General features: G+C 57.0%; 14 protein-coding genes. 6 read left to right on the top strand and 8 right to left on the bottom strand.

The annotated features are described in order from the left end of the window. Positions 1 to 161 precede the first annotated feature (161 nt). Positions 162 to 1,730 carry an ABC transporter substrate-binding protein gene (locus GS630_RS07920; RefSeq protein ID WP_171619170.1) on the top strand — a complete coding sequence of 523 codons (1,569 nt, stop codon included), beginning with the start codon at positions 162 to 164 and terminating at the stop codon, positions 1,728 to 1,730. A gap of 52 nt (positions 1,731 to 1,782) precedes the next feature. Here GS630_RS07920 and GS630_RS07915 read toward each other — a convergent pair whose 3' ends face one another. The 4 genes from GS630_RS07915 to GS630_RS07900 all read right to left on the bottom strand — a co-directional run bounded on the left by GS630_RS07915 (position 1,783) and on the right by GS630_RS07900 (position 5,771). Further along, positions 1,783 to 3,090, bottom strand: a complete 1,308-nt coding sequence (locus tag GS630_RS07915; protein WP_171174450.1) for an HlyC/CorC family transporter — start codon at positions 3,088 to 3,090, stop codon at positions 1,783 to 1,785. A 62-nt stretch (positions 3,091 to 3,152) separates the two neighbouring features. Continuing rightward, positions 3,153 to 4,109: a site-specific tyrosine recombinase XerD gene (locus tag GS630_RS07910; protein WP_171174448.1), complete on the bottom strand. Its 957-nt coding sequence runs from the start codon at positions 4,107 to 4,109 to the stop codon at positions 3,153 to 3,155. Positions 4,110 to 4,111: 2 nt separating this feature from the next. Next, a complete protein-coding gene (locus GS630_RS07905; protein WP_171174446.1) occupies positions 4,112 to 5,632 on the bottom strand; it encodes a hypothetical protein in 1,521 nt (506 codons plus the stop codon). Continuing rightward, entirely contained in the window at positions 5,622 to 5,771 is a 150-nt protein-coding gene (locus GS630_RS07900; RefSeq protein ID WP_171174444.1) for a hypothetical protein, read from the bottom strand. Before GS630_RS07900 ends, GS630_RS07905 begins: the two co-directional genes overlap by 11 nt. 79 nt (positions 5,772 to 5,850) lie before the next feature. On the opposite strand from GS630_RS07900, the gene GS630_RS07895 reads away from it, so the two are divergent. Next, complete coding sequence (locus GS630_RS07895; protein WP_171174443.1) at positions 5,851 to 6,438, top strand: shikimate kinase; 588 nt, start codon at positions 5,851 to 5,853, stop codon at positions 6,436 to 6,438. Further along, positions 6,438 to 7,550 carry a 3-dehydroquinate synthase gene (gene aroB / locus GS630_RS07890; RefSeq protein WP_171619168.1) on the top strand — a complete coding sequence of 371 codons (1,113 nt, stop codon included), beginning with the start codon at positions 6,438 to 6,440 and terminating at the stop codon, positions 7,548 to 7,550. Before GS630_RS07895 ends, aroB begins: the two co-directional genes overlap by 1 nt. A gap of 9 nt (positions 7,551 to 7,559) precedes the next feature. Here aroB and GS630_RS07885 read toward each other — a convergent pair whose 3' ends face one another. Both GS630_RS07885 and ssb read right to left on the bottom strand, forming a co-directional pair. Then, positions 7,560 to 8,630, bottom strand: a complete 1,071-nt coding sequence (locus tag GS630_RS07885) for a site-2 protease family protein (protein WP_171711942.1) — start codon at positions 8,628 to 8,630, stop codon at positions 7,560 to 7,562. A gap of 18 nt (positions 8,631 to 8,648) precedes the next feature. After that, entirely contained in the window at positions 8,649 to 9,137 is a 489-nt protein-coding gene (gene ssb / locus GS630_RS07880) for a single-stranded DNA-binding protein (RefSeq protein ID WP_171174437.1), read from the bottom strand. A 203-nt stretch (positions 9,138 to 9,340) separates the two neighbouring features. Here ssb and GS630_RS07875 point away from each other — a divergent pair, with 203 nt between their 5' ends. The 3 genes from GS630_RS07875 to GS630_RS07865 all read left to right on the top strand — a co-directional run bounded on the left by GS630_RS07875 (position 9,341) and on the right by GS630_RS07865 (position 12,095). Then, on the top strand, positions 9,341 to 9,919 hold the full coding sequence (locus GS630_RS07875; protein WP_171174435.1) for a lytic transglycosylase domain-containing protein: 579 nt from the start codon (positions 9,341 to 9,343) through the stop codon (positions 9,917 to 9,919). 97 nt (positions 9,920 to 10,016) lie between these two features. After that, positions 10,017 to 10,979 carry a LuxR C-terminal-related transcriptional regulator gene (locus GS630_RS07870; RefSeq protein WP_171234138.1) on the top strand — a complete coding sequence of 321 codons (963 nt, stop codon included), beginning with the start codon at positions 10,017 to 10,019 and terminating at the stop codon, positions 10,977 to 10,979. 129 nt (positions 10,980 to 11,108) lie between these two features. Further along, on the top strand, positions 11,109 to 12,095 hold the full coding sequence (locus tag GS630_RS07865; RefSeq protein ID WP_171174424.1) for an MBL fold metallo-hydrolase: 987 nt from the start codon (positions 11,109 to 11,111) through the stop codon (positions 12,093 to 12,095). A gap of 117 nt (positions 12,096 to 12,212) precedes the next feature. Here GS630_RS07865 and GS630_RS07860 read toward each other — a convergent pair whose 3' ends face one another. Both GS630_RS07860 and GS630_RS07855 read right to left on the bottom strand, forming a co-directional pair. Further along, a complete protein-coding gene (locus tag GS630_RS07860) occupies positions 12,213 to 14,300 on the bottom strand; it encodes an ABC transporter ATP-binding protein (RefSeq protein WP_171619164.1) in 2,088 nt (695 codons plus the stop codon). 91 nt (positions 14,301 to 14,391) lie between these two features. Then, a complete protein-coding gene (locus GS630_RS07855) occupies positions 14,392 to 15,855 on the bottom strand; it encodes an ABC transporter permease (RefSeq protein ID WP_171174420.1) in 1,464 nt (487 codons plus the stop codon). Between the last annotated feature and the right edge of the window lie 8 nt (positions 15,856 to 15,863).

Genomic DNA, 15,863 nt, shown 5'->3' with positions numbered 1-15,863 from the left:
GCAGGGCGCTACTGAGCGCAATGCCAAACGCGACAAAACTTGTCGTGGAAGTCATGCGCAAGGCTGGATAAACGCACCCAAGGTCGGTCACGCGCCCGTTACAGAATCAATCTAAAGGCGCTGCGACTGCACCTTCGTGAGACTCTCAGTTAGGAAATGAAATGAGTAAATTCGAACTCAACCCCCAAGCGTTGAGCCGCCGTGAGTTCATGGCGAAATCTGCGGCCCTGGGCCTGAGCGCGGCTGTAGCCAGCACCATTTGGGCTGAATCCGGGCTGGCGGATACGCCCAAGAAAGGGGGGCACTTTGTTCTGGGTCTGAAAGGAGGAGAAAGCACCAACACTCTGGACCCGGCCCTGTCGACGTCGCACGTGACTGCGAAGGCTTTGCGCGCCTTTGGCAACACTTTGACGATTGTCACCGCAGATGGCGGCATTGCCCCAAGCATTGCTGAAAGCTGGGAAGCGTCCGGGGATGGCAAGGTTTGGACTTTCCGCATCCGCAAGGGAGTAGAGTTCCACAACGGAAAGACATTGACGCCAGAGGATGTTCAACAGACGTTGGCGCGTCACTCGAACGAGGATGCTCAATCCGGTGCGTTAGGGATCATGCGTGGGATCGAGGATATCCGGGTCGACGGTGACTATGTGGTCGTCACCTTAACCACTCCAAATGCGGACCTGCCGTATCTGATGTCGGATTACCACCTGGTCATGCAACCGGGTGGCGGCATGGACAATCCGGCCGAAGGCATTTCGACCGGGGCATACAAGGTCGTCGCGGACGAACCGGGCGTACTCTATGGGTTCGAAAAATTCGCCAACCACTGGGATGACAGCGTCGGCCATTATGACAGCCACGAGATTCTGGTTCTGAATGATGACACCGCTCGTTCGGCGGCTTTGCAGTCAGGTCAGGTTCACGCGATGAACATCGTCCCACCACGGACCGCGAAACTGTTCGGGCGCGCGCCTGGCATCAACATCAACGCCACATCGGGCCGCGGGCACTACATCTTTGTTATGCATTGCGACACCGCTCCGTTCGACAACAAAGACCTGCGTCTGGCGCTGAAATACGCGATCAATCGCGAACAGATGGTCGAGAATGTATTGCGCGGCTACGGCTCGGTCGGGAACGATATACCGATCAATGAAGCCTATCCTTTGTTCGATGATACGATGGAACAGCGCGCTTTTGATCTGGCCAAGGCTTCCGAGCACTACAAAGCGTCGGGCCATGATGGCTCGCCTATCGTACTGCATGTCTCGGATGCCGCTTTTGCAGGTGCCGTTGACGCCGCGCAACTGTTCCAACTGTCAGCGCAAGAGGCGGGTATCCCGCTGGAGATTCAGCGTGAGCCCGCAGATGGGTACTGGTCCGAAGTGTGGAACAACAAGCCGTTCTGCGCGTCCTATTGGGGTGGTCGCCCGGTGCAGGATCAGATGTGGTCGGTTGGTTATCTTTCCACTGCCGACTGGAACGATACGCGTTTCAAAAACGAACAGTTCGACGCGTTGCTCTTGAAGGCGCGTTCCGAGTTGGACGAGACCAAGCGCAAAGAGCTCTATGGTCAGATGGCCCGGATCGTCTGGGAAGAAGGTGGTCTGATCAACCCGATGTTCAACCAGTTCATCGATGGCTACTCGGATAAGGTGACCGGCTGGGGCGCGCACGCCAATGGCGACCTTATGGACGGCTATGTCGCCAGCCGTACCTGGTTCGCCTGAGGTAGAGATTGCGACCGGTGCCCTGATTTGGGGCACCGGTTTTCGCGACGCCTTACAGCGGGCGGACTTTCAAAGCGGTGATACGATTGCCTTCGCGATCGGTCACTTCGAAGCGGAACCCGTGGAACGAAAACACCTGACCCACGACGGGGATCATTTGTGCTTCGTGTATGACCAGCCCAGCAAGTGTATTGGCCTCTTCATCCGGCAGTGACCAGTCCAGCGCCCGGTTGGCATCACGGATGGTCATTGCGCCTTCGACAAGGTACTGCCCGTCTTCGGTGCGGGTGACAGGCACTTCTTCATCAATGTCAAATTCGTCTGCGATTTCGCCTACGATCTCTTCCAGAATGTCTTCCAGCGTGATCAGTCCGCGCAAAGATCCGTATTCGTCGACCACCAGTGCAAAATGGCTGTGCATCCGCAGGAATTCACGCATCTGGTCGTCCAGAGTGGTGGTTTCCGGCACGAAATAGGGGTCATTGGCAACTTTACCGATATCAAAGCTGGCCAGACGGTCAGTGCCGCCATCGCTGCCACCGGCTTGCGCATACATCGCGCGGAAAAGGTCTTTGGCATGCACAACACCCACAATGTTTTCCGGCTCATCCCGAAAGACGGGAAGGCGCGTATGCGGGCTTTCCAGACATTGCTTAAGGATCGCTTCGGGCGCGGCGTCGGCGTCAATCATCTCGATATTCGAGCGGTGCAACATGATCTCTTCCACCGCGCGGTCACCCAAATCCAGTGCGCCCAGAATACGGTCGCGGTCTTCCTTTTCTACCACGCCTTCGGAATGGCCCAGTTGCAGGGCGCCGGCAATTTCTTCACGAACAGCCAGAATGTTGCTGTCGGGGTCGATCTGCACCCCAAACAGGCGCAAGACACCGCGCACCAGCAATCGCACAGCGGCAACGATGGGCGAAAACACCGTCACAACCACGCTGATGATTGGTGCAACCGCAGATGCAGCTTTTTCAGAATTGGTGATGGCGTAGGTCTTCGGCAGCACTTCGGCAAAGATCAGAACCAGCAATGTCATCACCAGTGTCGCCAAGGCCACGCCGCTTTCGCCGAACAAGCGTGTGAACAACGCCGTCGCCAGCGACGCCGCCAAAATGTTGACCAGGTTATTGCCCAGTAGAACCGATCCGATCAGACGTTCGTTGTCATCGGTGATCTCGAGCGCCTTTTTTGCCCCGCGTGATCCTTTGTCGGCCTGCGCCCTGAGTTTTCCGCGAGAAGAGGCCGTAAGCGCTGTTTCCGAGCCAGAAAAGAAGCCGGACAAGACGAGCAAAAGGAGGATAGCACCAGAGGTAAACCAGAAAGTGCTGTCGATCAGAGAAGGTGAGGGTTCCATAGGTCCTTGAGAGCTAGAGTTCTGCATCCGTTATGGGGATGCGACCCCGCCGGATCAAGGGCTTAGCCCTCGTCTTTCTTGGGGTCTTTGCTCAGCGGGTGATGCTGCAACACCAGTTCCGCCAGACGTTCGTCCAGAACATGGGTGTAAATCTCGGTTGTTGCGACGTCGGCGTGACCCAACAGGGTCTGGATCGAACGCAGATCAGCGCCATTTGCCAGAAGATGCGTGGCAAAGGCATGTCGCAACGTGTGCGGCGTAACCTTTTCGGGTGAAACACCACCGTGCACGGCCAGTTCCTTGACCAGCAGAAAGAACCTGTGTCGCGTCAGATGGCCCGATTTCCCGCGCGACGGGAACAAAAAGCGGGACCTTTGGCCACCTTTCTCAACGGTCTGCTCTTCGGCTTCATCCCGTTCGGTCAGCCAATCGGCCAATGCATTCCGCGCAGGTGGGGACAATGGCACCATGCGTTCCTTGCCACCTTTGCCCAGCACCAGCAGCATACGCGGATCGCCGCGCGCCGAGGAAACGGGCAGGGACACAAGTTCGGTCACGCGCATTCCCGTGGCGTAAAGCAGTTCCATCAGGCAAGTGTTACGCAACCGGTCCGACTGGGTGCGTCCGGTTTGGCGCGCTGCTTCAAGAAGGCGGTCCACCTCGGGCACACCCAAAGTTTTGGGAAGACGTTTCTGTCGCCCGGGACCTTTGATCTGAATGGCCGGGTTCACATCGTGCCAACCTTCCTCGAAGGCAAATCGATAGAGTTGTTTGATGGCCGAAAGACGTCGCGCTCGGGTGGAACGGGACAAGCCCTGCGCATCGCAGTCGATTAGGTAGGCTTCGATTTGGTCGCGGTCGGCCTGTTCAAACCCTGTGGCTCGGTGCTCCAGCCACGCGGCAAGATCTTTCAGATCACGCCCATAAGCCAGCAACGTGTTTGTCGCCGCGCCAAGTTCAGCCGCCTGCGCTTGCAGGAAGGTTGAGATCCATAGCTCGTTGGATGCTGGGCCGCCCATGGTCACCGCTCTTGCAGGATCAGCAGCGTCAGCGCGGCACGGCGGGCCGTGTCCTCAAGCCCCACCTTTCGGAAGGTTGCGATTGCTCCGGCCAGATCCACCAGATTGCCGCGCGCGCCATGGGCAAACAGTTGCATCGCTTCCAAAATGGCTTCGCCCAACTGACCGTTGGCTAACAACGCGTCGATGTCGCTGGGCACAGGTGCCAACCACTCGAATCCCTGCGCGACGGCATCTGCCAAGGGGGAAGGGGAAACAGCGCGTCCGGGATCGCCTTGCGCAAGTGCCGCAAGGAACAATGTGTCGGTCCCGTTGTTGGGCGTAGCAAGGGCTGCACGCTCATACATGTCGGACAACATGAGGATGCGCCAGCGCAGGTTTTCGGTGGCGGGCACCGGCAAAGTTACCTGCGACAAGCGCTCGGCAAAAAGGTCGGCAAAGGATACTTCAAGTCCCACGCTGCGCATCTGTTGCCAGACTGTAGGCAGAGTCTTTCCGATGGCGTCGGCATTGCCCGTATTCAGCGCGCTTTCAAATTGTTGGATGGCTGCGACACGATCCCAGACTGCACCAGAAGCAGCGGGATCACGTTCGGTATACAGGCCCAAGAGCTGATTTGGGGTCAAAGCACCGATCCGCGTCAACCGTTCTGCGGCTTCGATCTGAGCCTTCCAGCCCGCGACGTCCCGCAGATCTGCATTGGCAAAAGCACGCGGCAAAGGGGCGGATGGCAGGCGTTCCCCGATGGCTTCGAACAGCCGGAAACTCAGCGGGTCCGGGTCTTCGGGCTGCGGCAAATAGGCTGCGCCCTCATAAAGCTCGGGGCTTAGAAACCGATCAAGAACAGCAAGTTCTTCGGGCGGCAGAAGTTCTAGTGCGTGCGCCGCTTCGAGTGTCAGCGCCGCAGACGCCCAATCCCCGCGACGTGCTTTGCAGAATATCTGCACCGCATAGTTCTGCGACAGATGAGGTTGGGCAATCAGGGCGGTGCAGCTGCGATCTTCGTCCCCGGTCAGCAGAGTTGCGTCAAACCAGCGTTGAAACCGCTCCTGGGTATCCGTCGGTCCTGCCAATTGCACAAGGGATTGTACAGGATCTGCTGCACCCAACTGCATCAGCCGATCCAGGCGGGCCAAAAGCAGCACCTCTTGCGCATCAGGCCCGGACGGGGCGCGGGATTCGGACAAGAGCAACGTGAACAGCAAGCGCTGCATGGCAGGATTGTCACGAACAGGGATTTTGGAGATTAGCTCAGCCAGGCGAGCGGGGTCACTGCCTTTCCAAAGGTCGATCGGCAGTCCCGTAACGGTGGACGAAACAAGACCCAACGGCCGCGACAGAGCCTCAAGCGACGTCACCTCGATGTCCGGTAATGCGCCGTTTTGGGCGACCGGGGGCTCTAGCAGAACGGTTCCGGGAAGGTTTTCGGGCGGATTCGACAGCCAATCGATGGCTGACAAAGGGTCCTGCGCCTGTGCCGATCCTGCCAGAAAGACGGCAAAAAGCGCCTGTTTAGTCGACATCCAGCACGACCGGTTCGCGGATTTCACTTTGGGGTGCTGAGAAATCCGCGCCAAAGAAAGGACCGACATAGGCATAAGCCACCAGCCCAATGAAACCCAGGCAAAGAACATATATCACGAATTTGATCAGACGGCCCATGGCCCCACGCTGCCTCAATTTTTGATTTTGGCCAAGTTATAACTGGCATTTTTCCTAAGATCACGTCATTCACAGAGAAATGAGCGAAATTAAGCATAACACGCACATCGCAGACGCACAGGGCAGGTTTGATCTGCACAAAACCGTGGTTTTGGTCGGGATGATGGGGGCAGGCAAGACTGCTGTGGGCCGCGCTTTGGCGGCGCGCTTGGGCGTTCCGTTTCTGGACAGCGACGCCGAGATCGAATCAGCGGCCAACATGACCATCCCGGAAATTTTCGAACGGGACGGAGAACCGTTTTTTCGGGCAAAGGAAGCGCAGGTTATCGGCCGCTTGCTGGAAGAGAAGAAGGGTGTCCTGTCCACTGGCGGCGGGGCATTTCTGCAACCGGGAAACCGGCGAACGATCAGCCAGCAGGGCGCCTCGGTATGGCTACGGGCTGACCTGAACGTGTTGTGGAACCGGGTGCGCCACAAGGACACGCGCCCGTTGCTTCGAACCGCAGATCCGTATGCGACATTAAAAGCCCTCTACGAGGCGCGCGTACCGGTTTACGCCGAGGCGGATTTGACGGTCGAGTCCGATGGCGAAACCTCGATCGAGAATATGGTGGACAGGGTTGTCGCAGCGTTGCTGGCGCGCCCCGATGTTTTGGAACAGAAGTAATGCATCAAACAGTACATGTGGATCTGGGCGACCGTTCGTATGATGTCGAGATCGGCCCGGATCTTCTGGCGCGGGCAGGAGAGTGGATTTCCCCACTATTGCCGCGCCCCAAAGTGGCCGTCCTGACCGATGAGAACGTGGCTGAGTTGCACTTGGACGCTCTGCGTGCGGGTCTCAACGCCGCCGGTGTCGAGATGACTGCCTTGGCCTTGCCTGCGGGCGAGGCCACCAAAAGCTGGCCACATTTTGAACGCGCGGTTGAATGGCTGCTGGCAGAGAAAGTCGAGCGCCGGGATGTGGTTGTGGCTTTGGGTGGTGGGGTCATTGGTGATCTTGCAGGTTTTGCTGCGGCTGTCCTGCGCCGCGGGGTCAGGTTTGTGCAGATCCCTACCTCGCTGCTGGCGCAAGTTGACAGCTCGGTTGGCGGCAAAACCGGGATCAATGCGCCTCAGGGAAAAAACCTGATTGGGGCGTTCCATCAACCATCGCTGGTTTTGGCCGATACCTCGGTCCTGGGAACCATGACCCAGAGGGATTTTCTGTCGGGCTATGGCGAGGTCGTGAAATACGGTCTGCTGGGTGACGCGGAATTCTTTGAATGGCTCGAGCAAAACGGCCCAAGCGTGTCCGCCGGAGACATGGCGGCACGCGTGCGGGCCGTCACCCGTTCAGTGCAGATGAAAGCCGATATCGTTGCTCGGGATGAAACCGAACAGGGTGATCGTGCTTTGCTGAACTTGGGGCATACGTTCTGCCACGCGCTTGAGGCGGCAACAGGGTATTCCAACCGGTTGCTGCATGGCGAAGGCGTCGCCATCGGCTGTGCGCTTGCGTTTGAACTGTCCTCGCGTCTTGGCCTGTGTTCGCAGGAAGACCCAAGCCGGGTGCGGGCGCATCTACGCGCGATGGGGATGAAAACCGATCTTGCTGATATTCCTGGAGACCTTCCAAGTGCCAACGCGCTGGTGGAACTGATGGGGCAGGACAAGAAGGTTGTGGATGGGCAATTGCGCTTCATCCTCGCGCGCGGCCTCGGTCAGGCTTTTGTTACGTCTGATGTTCCGAAAGACGCCGTTCTCTCAGTCCTGTCAGACGCTTTGGCAGCGGCGTGAAACAGGGTCCTAGCGGCCCTGAATCACCATGAGTTCACCGATATTCTCACGCGTGATATAGCCCACCATGCGCCCGCCATGGGTGACAACAGCGATGGCCGGAGCGCCTTTGTGAAGATGCTCCAGCACCTCTTCTAGCCCAGTGGTCAGGGTGACTGAGGGAATATCGGCATCCATCACCGAAAGCGCAGAGGTTGATCGGGGCTGATCGCTGGCCAGAGCGGCGAACAGGCGATCCCGGGTTACGAAACCCAGCAGGCCACGATCATCCTCCAGGACAGGAAATTCGTGCTGTGTCGTATGAATGACGGCTTGCGCCGCCGTGCTGAGCGTGTCGCTGGGGGATAAGGCGTGAAACTCGGTGATCATCGCGTCCCGGGCCAAGACGCGGCGGGCGGCGGACCGCAATGCAACATCCTGGCTTTCTGCGTTGGCTGCGATGAAAACGAACACCGCAATCAGGACAAGGATGGGGTTTGCGGTGCTAAGACCAAGAAAGCCAAGGCCGATGGCGACGATCTGGCCACCTATTGCGGCCAAACGCGTTGCCTTGACCCTGTCCATGCGCAAGCACAACAGGGCCCTGAACACCCGCCCTCCGTCCATGGGAAAGGCGGGGATCATATTGAAAGCGGCCAACAGCAGGTTGATATAGGCCAACCTGTCCAACAACCCGGTACCGGGCGAGTCGATCTGCGCAAAAGTTTCAAATGGCGTCCCTGCGCCAAGGGCAACAAGTACGATCCAGATGACAATATTCACAGCAGGGCCCGCAAGCGCCACATAGACCTCTTGCATGGGTTTTTCCGGCATGCGTTCCAGCCGAGCCAGTCCACCGATTGGCAGCAGAGTTATGTCAGGGGTTTTGATACCATAGCGCCGGGCCATGAGGGCATGGCCAAATTCATGCGCAACCACACAAGCAAAAAGCGCCAGAACAAAAATAAGGTTGTCTATGGCGGCGGGCAGACCGCCCGCGGAATAGGCTGCAAAGCCGACCCATGCTAAAAGCAAAAGAAAAGTGACATGGACCCTCAGTTCGGACCCGAGCAACCGGCCGAGAGAGAAGGACCATGTCATGTCGTGTCTCCGTTTCGATTAGAACGGAATCTCGTCGTCGTCGATTCCACCTGATGCAGGCGCTGGTGAGCTGGACGGGCCACCGTAAGGGTCGCCGTAACCGCCACCAGCTTGGCCGCCGCCATAACCACCGCCACTTCCGCCGCCACCTTCGCCACGGCTGTCCAGAAGGGTCAGTTCACCTCGATAGGGGCGCAGGACAACTTCGGTGGAATAACGATCCTGACCGGATTGATCCTGCCACTTGCGGGTTTCCAGCTGACCTTCGATGTAGACCTTGCTGCCCTTGCGCAAATATTGCTCGGCAATGCGGGCCAAAGGCTCTGAGAAGATGGCAACCGAATGCCATTCTGTACGTTCGCGACGCTCGCCTGTGTTGCGGTCTTTCCAGTTTTCCGAGGTGGCAATGCGCAGATTGCACACTTTGCCGCCGTTCTGAAACGACCGAACCTCGGGGTCGCGGCCAAGATTACCTACCAGAATGACCTTGTTGACTGAACCCGCCATGTAATTCCTCGTTCTGTTTCGCGTATATGCACCGAATCCGGCGCGGCTTGTTTCGTGTGACCCTATACGGCCTGCATCGTGGTTGAAACACAGTTGATACAACAGTGTTCAACAAGAGTCTTACTTTGATGTTTACCAAGCTTTCATTTTTGTCGGGAATACCTATACTCCGACTGGTTTCTGATCGAGCAGGATTGGCATTGATGCGTTCTTGGGTTGCTGGGTTTACTGTTGTCTGCCTTGTGCTGGCTGTTGCGCCCGTGCAGGCGCAAACGCTGTCCACCAAAAGCCGTAAGGATATTTTTCTGAAGCAATCCAAAGTTTTGGATTCACGCGCGGCCACTCAGTATCGGGATTCTGAGCGTCTCAAACCCAAAACGTCCCGCGCGCAGGTCAGCAAACGCTATACCGGAAAGTACCGGGGTCAGTATCTGGACCTGGCGAAGCAAGCTGCGAGGCTTCACAACATCCCCGAGGACTTGTTCCTGCGCCTTGTACAACAGGAAAGCGGATGGAATCCGCAGGCGAAATCTCACAAAGGCGCGCTGGGACTGGCGCAGCTGATGCCTCAGACCGCCGAGCTTTTGGGTGTAAATCCGCTCGATCCCAAACAAAACCTGGAAGGCGGGGCCAGATATCTGTCCTGGCAGTATCGCAAGTTCAAATCCTGGCCACTGGCTTTGGCTGCTTATAATGCGGGTCCCAAAGCGGTTGAAAAACATGGTGGTATTCCGCCGTATAAAGAAACGCAGAACTATGTGAAGGTCATCTGGGGCGGGTAAGCCCGGATGCTGCGACGCAGAGCGTCCAATTCTTGATTCCGTGCGGCTCGTCCAACTAACCTGAGAGGGTACCGCCCAGTAACTGGTGAGGCCCCTCATGCCTGTTGACCACCCGCAAATTCCCAAAGAAACACTGGCCAACTGGCAGCAACTGGTTGATCTGGTCGCCGAGTTGGCAGATGTGCCCGCGAGCCTGATCATGAAAACCGATGCGCCTGACCATGCGGTTCTTATCACCTCAGATCATCCCGAAAACCCCTATCCGGTCGGATTGACCTTCCAGTTGAATCCCAAACTCTATTGTCAGGGCGTTCTGCAGCGGGACGGAGAGCTGGTGGTCGAGGATGCCACCTGTGACCCGGTCTGGTCGGACAATGACGATCTGGAACACGGCATGACGTTTTACATCGGTCTGCCGCTGAAATGGCCCGATGGATCCGTGTTCGGAACAATCTGCGTTCTAGATCGCAAACAAAACCGCCGGGCATTGCTGTTCCGCGAAGGGCTGACGCAGTTTGCGCGCATGGTCGAGTCGGATTTGGCTTTGTTGCAAGAGGTTTATCTGCGCCGCGCGTTGGAAGAGAAACTGAATGAAACACTTGCGCAGCTTGAAACGCGGGTCTCGGATCGCACGCGTGAATTACAGGAAGCCAACACGGCGTTGCGCGTGTTGCTGTCCAGTCTTGAAGATGATCGCAAGAGCCGTGACATGGAGATTGTCGAACAGGTGCGTAGCCGGGTGCTGCCCTATCTGGATAAGGTTCGAGCGCAGTTGGCAGGTGATGAGGCGCAGAGTGTTTACCTCGACCTGGTTGAGAATAACCTGAACGAGATCACGTCGTCGCTGTCCGACAAATTGACAGATGCGTTTGCGGCGATGACCCCGACCGAGATGGAAATTGCCCAGATGGTGATGTTTGGAAAGACTACCAAGGACATCGCAAAGGCGCTGTCGCGCGAGACTTCGACAATCGACTTTCACCGCAACAACATTCGCCGCAAATTAGGCCTTGATGGGCGCGACCAGAACCTGCGCAGCCATCTTCTCTCAATTTCGTGATGGTGGAATATGGGGATTGCCCCCATATTCCACCCCTAATTTTCCGGTCTGAGCCAACATGCTTTGGCTTGTTACCCTCTGTGATGGGGTGCGGGCAAATCGCACACGTCCAACAGAGAGGTACATTAAATGGATCGCAAAGATCTGAAACCGACCATCCTGAACGGGGACAAGGATCACCTGGCACCTGGGCTTTCACGTCGATCATTTTTTATGGCCGCAGGGGCTGCCGGCGTTGGTGCGACGGCTTCAGTACTGGGCGCAAAACCGGCTGAGGCGCAGTCTCAAGCCTGGTTGCAACCGGGAAACAATAACCACGTCATCGATCTGCAGGGATCGACCGGGCAGGCCAGCACCGGAACGGTAGGGATCGACTATTACGGTCATTGCGCCATCAAAATCACGTCACCCAACGGGGCGACCGTTCTGTTTGACCCGTGGCGCGATGATCCATCAGGGGCGTGGGGTTTGTGGTTCCGCAACGAGTTTCCTCAGATCCCGGTGGATATCACGTTGTCGACCCACGCGCATTTTGACCATGACGCCATCGAACGGCCAAGCTCGACCATGGTGCTGGACCGGATGGTTGGCAAATTTGAGTTCGCCGATCTCAAGATCACTGGTTTTGCAGACAAGCACGCCTGCGTTGCACCCGGGTGGTATGATTGGACCAATGCGCTGGCCGAGTTCGGGGCAGAAGCCTGTCCGCCGAACAATGTGGGTCACATGGATATGGTGGTCTATCTGGTGGAAACCGGTGGAATTCGCACGCTGATCTGGGGCGACAATCGTCACAACCCGCCGCAGGAGTTTTGGGATGCCATTGGACAGGTGGATGTTCTGACATTGCCGGTGGACGGATCGGAACATATTCTCAGCTTTGAGCAAGGCAATGATATCGTTTCTAAACTTAAGCCCAAGGTTATCATTCCCACCCATTACCTGAACGAAGTCACATCCTACACACTGACCACGTTGCAATCGGCTGACGATTGGGTGAAGGGGCAGCAAAGCTACAAAATGCTCGAAAGCGCCAGCTTGCAGCTAGAGGCCGGTGACGTTGCCGGAATGAACCAAGAGTTCATGCATTTCGGCAACAATGTCATGACAGGCTGAGGAAAATCGGGACACCACTCACGCATATTCCTAAGCGCCGCCTGTCTCCCCGCAAAACGCGGCACTACCAGAAAGGGCCGGTCAATGACCGGCCCTTTCTAAGTCTTATTGGCAAGGTTACTCCGCAGCGACTTTGATCACCGGTTCCATCCGCGCCAGAATGTCTTCGGCCAGATGGCATTTCACCTGATGCCCATCTGCCAAGGTCTGCACCGGCGGAACATGCGACTCGCAACGCCCATCCGGCACTTCGGTTTTCCAGCGGCATCGTGTCTGGAACGGGCAGCCTGGCGGCGGGTTCATGGCTGAGGGAATATCACCTTCAAGCACGATATGCTGCTTCTCGACCGAAGTATCGGCGATTGGAACAGCGCTCAAAAGAGCTTCGGTGTAGGGGTGATAGGGCGGGGCAAAAACCTGATCGGTCGTGCCCAGTTCGACTACATGACCCAGATACATGACCATGACCCGGTCACTGAGATACCGCACGATGGACAGATCGTGGCTGATGAACAGCAAGGTGGTTTTATGCTCTCGTTGGATTTCCATCAGTAGGTCGGTCACAGCTGCCTGCACCGACACGTCCAGGGCCGAGACAGGCTCGTCCGCAACCACGATACGAGCATCACCCGCAAAGGCGCGCGCAATGCCCACGCGCTGTTTCTGACCACCGGACAACTGGCGCGGCATCCGATCCGCAAATGCACGCGGCAGCTTCACCAGATCCAGAAGCTCCAGCATCCGCTTCTTGCGCTCGGCCTCAGAGTTTCCAACCCCAAAAATCTCGAGCGCTCGAATGATCTGACGCCCGACGGTCATCGAGGGGTTCAAGGTGTCAAACGGGTTCTGGAACACCATCTGAACTTCGCCAACCGTCTTGGCATCCCGTTCTTCGATGGGCACCTGTTCGATATTCCGATTGTCCAACAGGATTTGACCATCCGTGGCCGTTTCCAGCCCCATGAGCACCTTGGCAAAAGTAGATTTGCCGCAACCGGATTCACCCACGATGGCCAGCGTCTCGGATTCATGTGCTTCGAAACTGAGCGTTTCGTTGGCTTTCACAACTTTCGTCTCGCCGCCACCGAACAGAGCGTTTGCCGCAACCTCATAGTATTTCTTGAGGTTGTCCATTTTCAAAACAGTCCGCCCGATTTCGCCTTTCTCTTTCTGTTCGCCTACCGTGATCGGTGCGTTCCAGTCGATCTCTTGGAATTTCAGACAGCGCGTATGGTGCCGGTCATTTCCTGGCACAGCCTCCATCAGAATGTCTTTTGCGTCGCAGCGCCCCTCTTCGAAGTAGTCGCAGCGCGGGCCAAAGTTACACCCCGGAGGCCGCTCATGGGGTAGGGGGAAGTTGCCGGGGATGGCCACCAGCGGACGCGAATTCTTGTCGGCCCCCGGCAGCGGGATCGACCGGAACAACGCCTGTGTATAAGGATGCTGCATCTCGTCGAACACATCCTTGATCGAGCCACGTTCGACCGCTTCGCCCGAATACATCACACACAGCCGGTCGCAGGTTTCCAGAACCAGCCCGAGATTGTGCGAAATGAACAGCATAGAGGTGCCGTATTTCTTGCCCAGATCCTTGACCAGCTCAACAACGGCGGCTTCGACTGTCACGTCCAAAGCGGTTGTTGGCTCATCCAGGATCAGCAGCGCCGGTTTCGACATCAGCGCCATCGCAATCACAATGCGTTGCTGTTGACCGCCAGAAAGCTGATGCGGGAAAGAATTCAGCATTCGCTCCGGGTCAGGCAAGCGCACATCCGTCACCACTTCCAGTGCTCGTGAATATGCTTCTTCCGCACTGACGCCTTCGTGGATCATCGGGACTTCCATCAGCTGTTTGCCGATCTTCATCGCCGGGTTCAGCGATGCCATCGGCTCCTGATAGATCATCGCGATTTCGTTGCCGCGAACATCGCGCAACTCTTCCGCCGACATTTCTGAAAGATCCCTGCCTTTGAACTTGATCGTCCCTCCGACGATCCGACCGTTCTTGCCAAGATCCTGCATGACACCCAACGCCACGGTTGACTTACCGCACCCGGATTCACCGACCAATCCCACAGCCTCGCCGGGCTGCACACTGACTGAGAAATCCATCACGGCGGGAATTTCCCGCAGGCGGGTAAAGAATGAGATAGACAGCTTGTCGATCTCCAGGATCGGGCCGTCATAATCCGCCATTTTGCTCATCTTGTTTACTCCTCACCAAATGCGGGGATCCCCTTCATCTGGCTAAAAATACCTCGGGGGTCCGGGGGCAGAGCCCCCGGCCTCGATCACATCAGTCCTTCAGGCTTTCTTCGCGCAGACCGTCAGCCAGCAGGTTCAGACCCAGAACCAGCGACAGCAGGGCAAAGGCAGGCGGAAGGGCAGGGTGCAGGTAGATCGACAGAAGCTTACGCCCCTCGTTGATCGTCGAACCCCAGTCCGGGCTTTCAGGTGGAAGGCCCAGTCCGAAGAAGCCCAAGGTTCCCAGCAGGATGGTCGTGTAACCGATACGCAGACAGAAATCGACGATCAGTGGACCACGAGCGTTGGGCAGGATTTCCCACAGCATGATGTACCACGGTCCTTCGCCACGAGTTTGCGCCGCCGCGACGTAATCACGGGTTTTGATGTCCAGCGCCAGACCCCGCACGATACGGAACACCGTAGGCGAGTTCACAAAGACCACTGAAACGAACACCACCAGAATACCGCCCGGAATGTCGAACAGATCCAGATATGTCGGCAGGCCCCAGATGCGATAGTCATCGGTATTAATCACATACCCACCGGTCGAAATCAGCGATAGGTACAGCCAGACCGTGATCCCCAGCACCGCCACCAGAAGCGGCGTCCGGAATTTCGGACGTGTATAGAACCGAGAGTTCAGCAAAACTGCCAGGAACAGGATCGGGAATACAAACAGCACCGCGGCCATATAGTTCGGTACCCCAGTCGCGACGATCTCGGGCGTTACCAGAAGGTAGAACAGCAGGATCACTGGGAAGGCAAGGATCAGGTTGGCCAAGAACGACAGGAACGTGTCCAGACGACCGCCATAATATCCTGCGGGCAGACCCAGAGTGATGCCGACCATGAAGGCAAACATCGTGGCAAGCGGCGCGATTTGCACCACGATCCACGCGCCCTTTACCATTCGGCTGAAGACGTCGCGGGCCAGATTGTCACCGCCCAGCAGGTACCAGGCATATTGCCCGTCTTCCAGATTTGGCAGAGGCGTGCCAGGTACCTTGTTCTTCATGCCCGAAAGCTGCGTCAGCGGGTCATGCGTCACAATCATGTCCATTGCGCCGAAGATGCCGGTAAACACCCAGAACATCACAAGACCGAAACCGATCATGCCGATGGGGCTGTCATAGAGTTTGCCGTACAATCCAAGACGCCGTTTAAAGGCGATGGACGACGCAAACATGATGATCAGTGCTACCCAAACAGGCAGGAACTGTTGCGACATCGCGCCGATGATCCCTGCATTGGTCCCCATAAAAATGCCCAGCAGCAGATACGCAACCGACAATCCGACGCTGGCCAGAAAGCTGTAGTGAAGCGCCGTTTGGATGAGGCCTCGCAGCCCACCGCTTGAACTGACAGAGCCATCCGAGTTTACGGTGATCTGCTGTTCAGGCAAAAAGATACTCGCGACGATCCAGACTATGATCGAAAGCGCCAGTGCGGCGAGTGCGAGCAACAGGATTGGATTCAGGAAGGCGATAGAGCCGGTCCAGGTAAGTGGTTCCATAATCTATC

The organism is Ruegeria sp. HKCCD7303 (genome assembly GCF_013111185.1).
In the GTDB taxonomy this organism is placed as follows: Bacteria; Pseudomonadota; Alphaproteobacteria; order Rhodobacterales; family Rhodobacteraceae; genus Ruegeria.
This window is presented reverse-complemented; position numbering and strand designations above follow the sequence as displayed.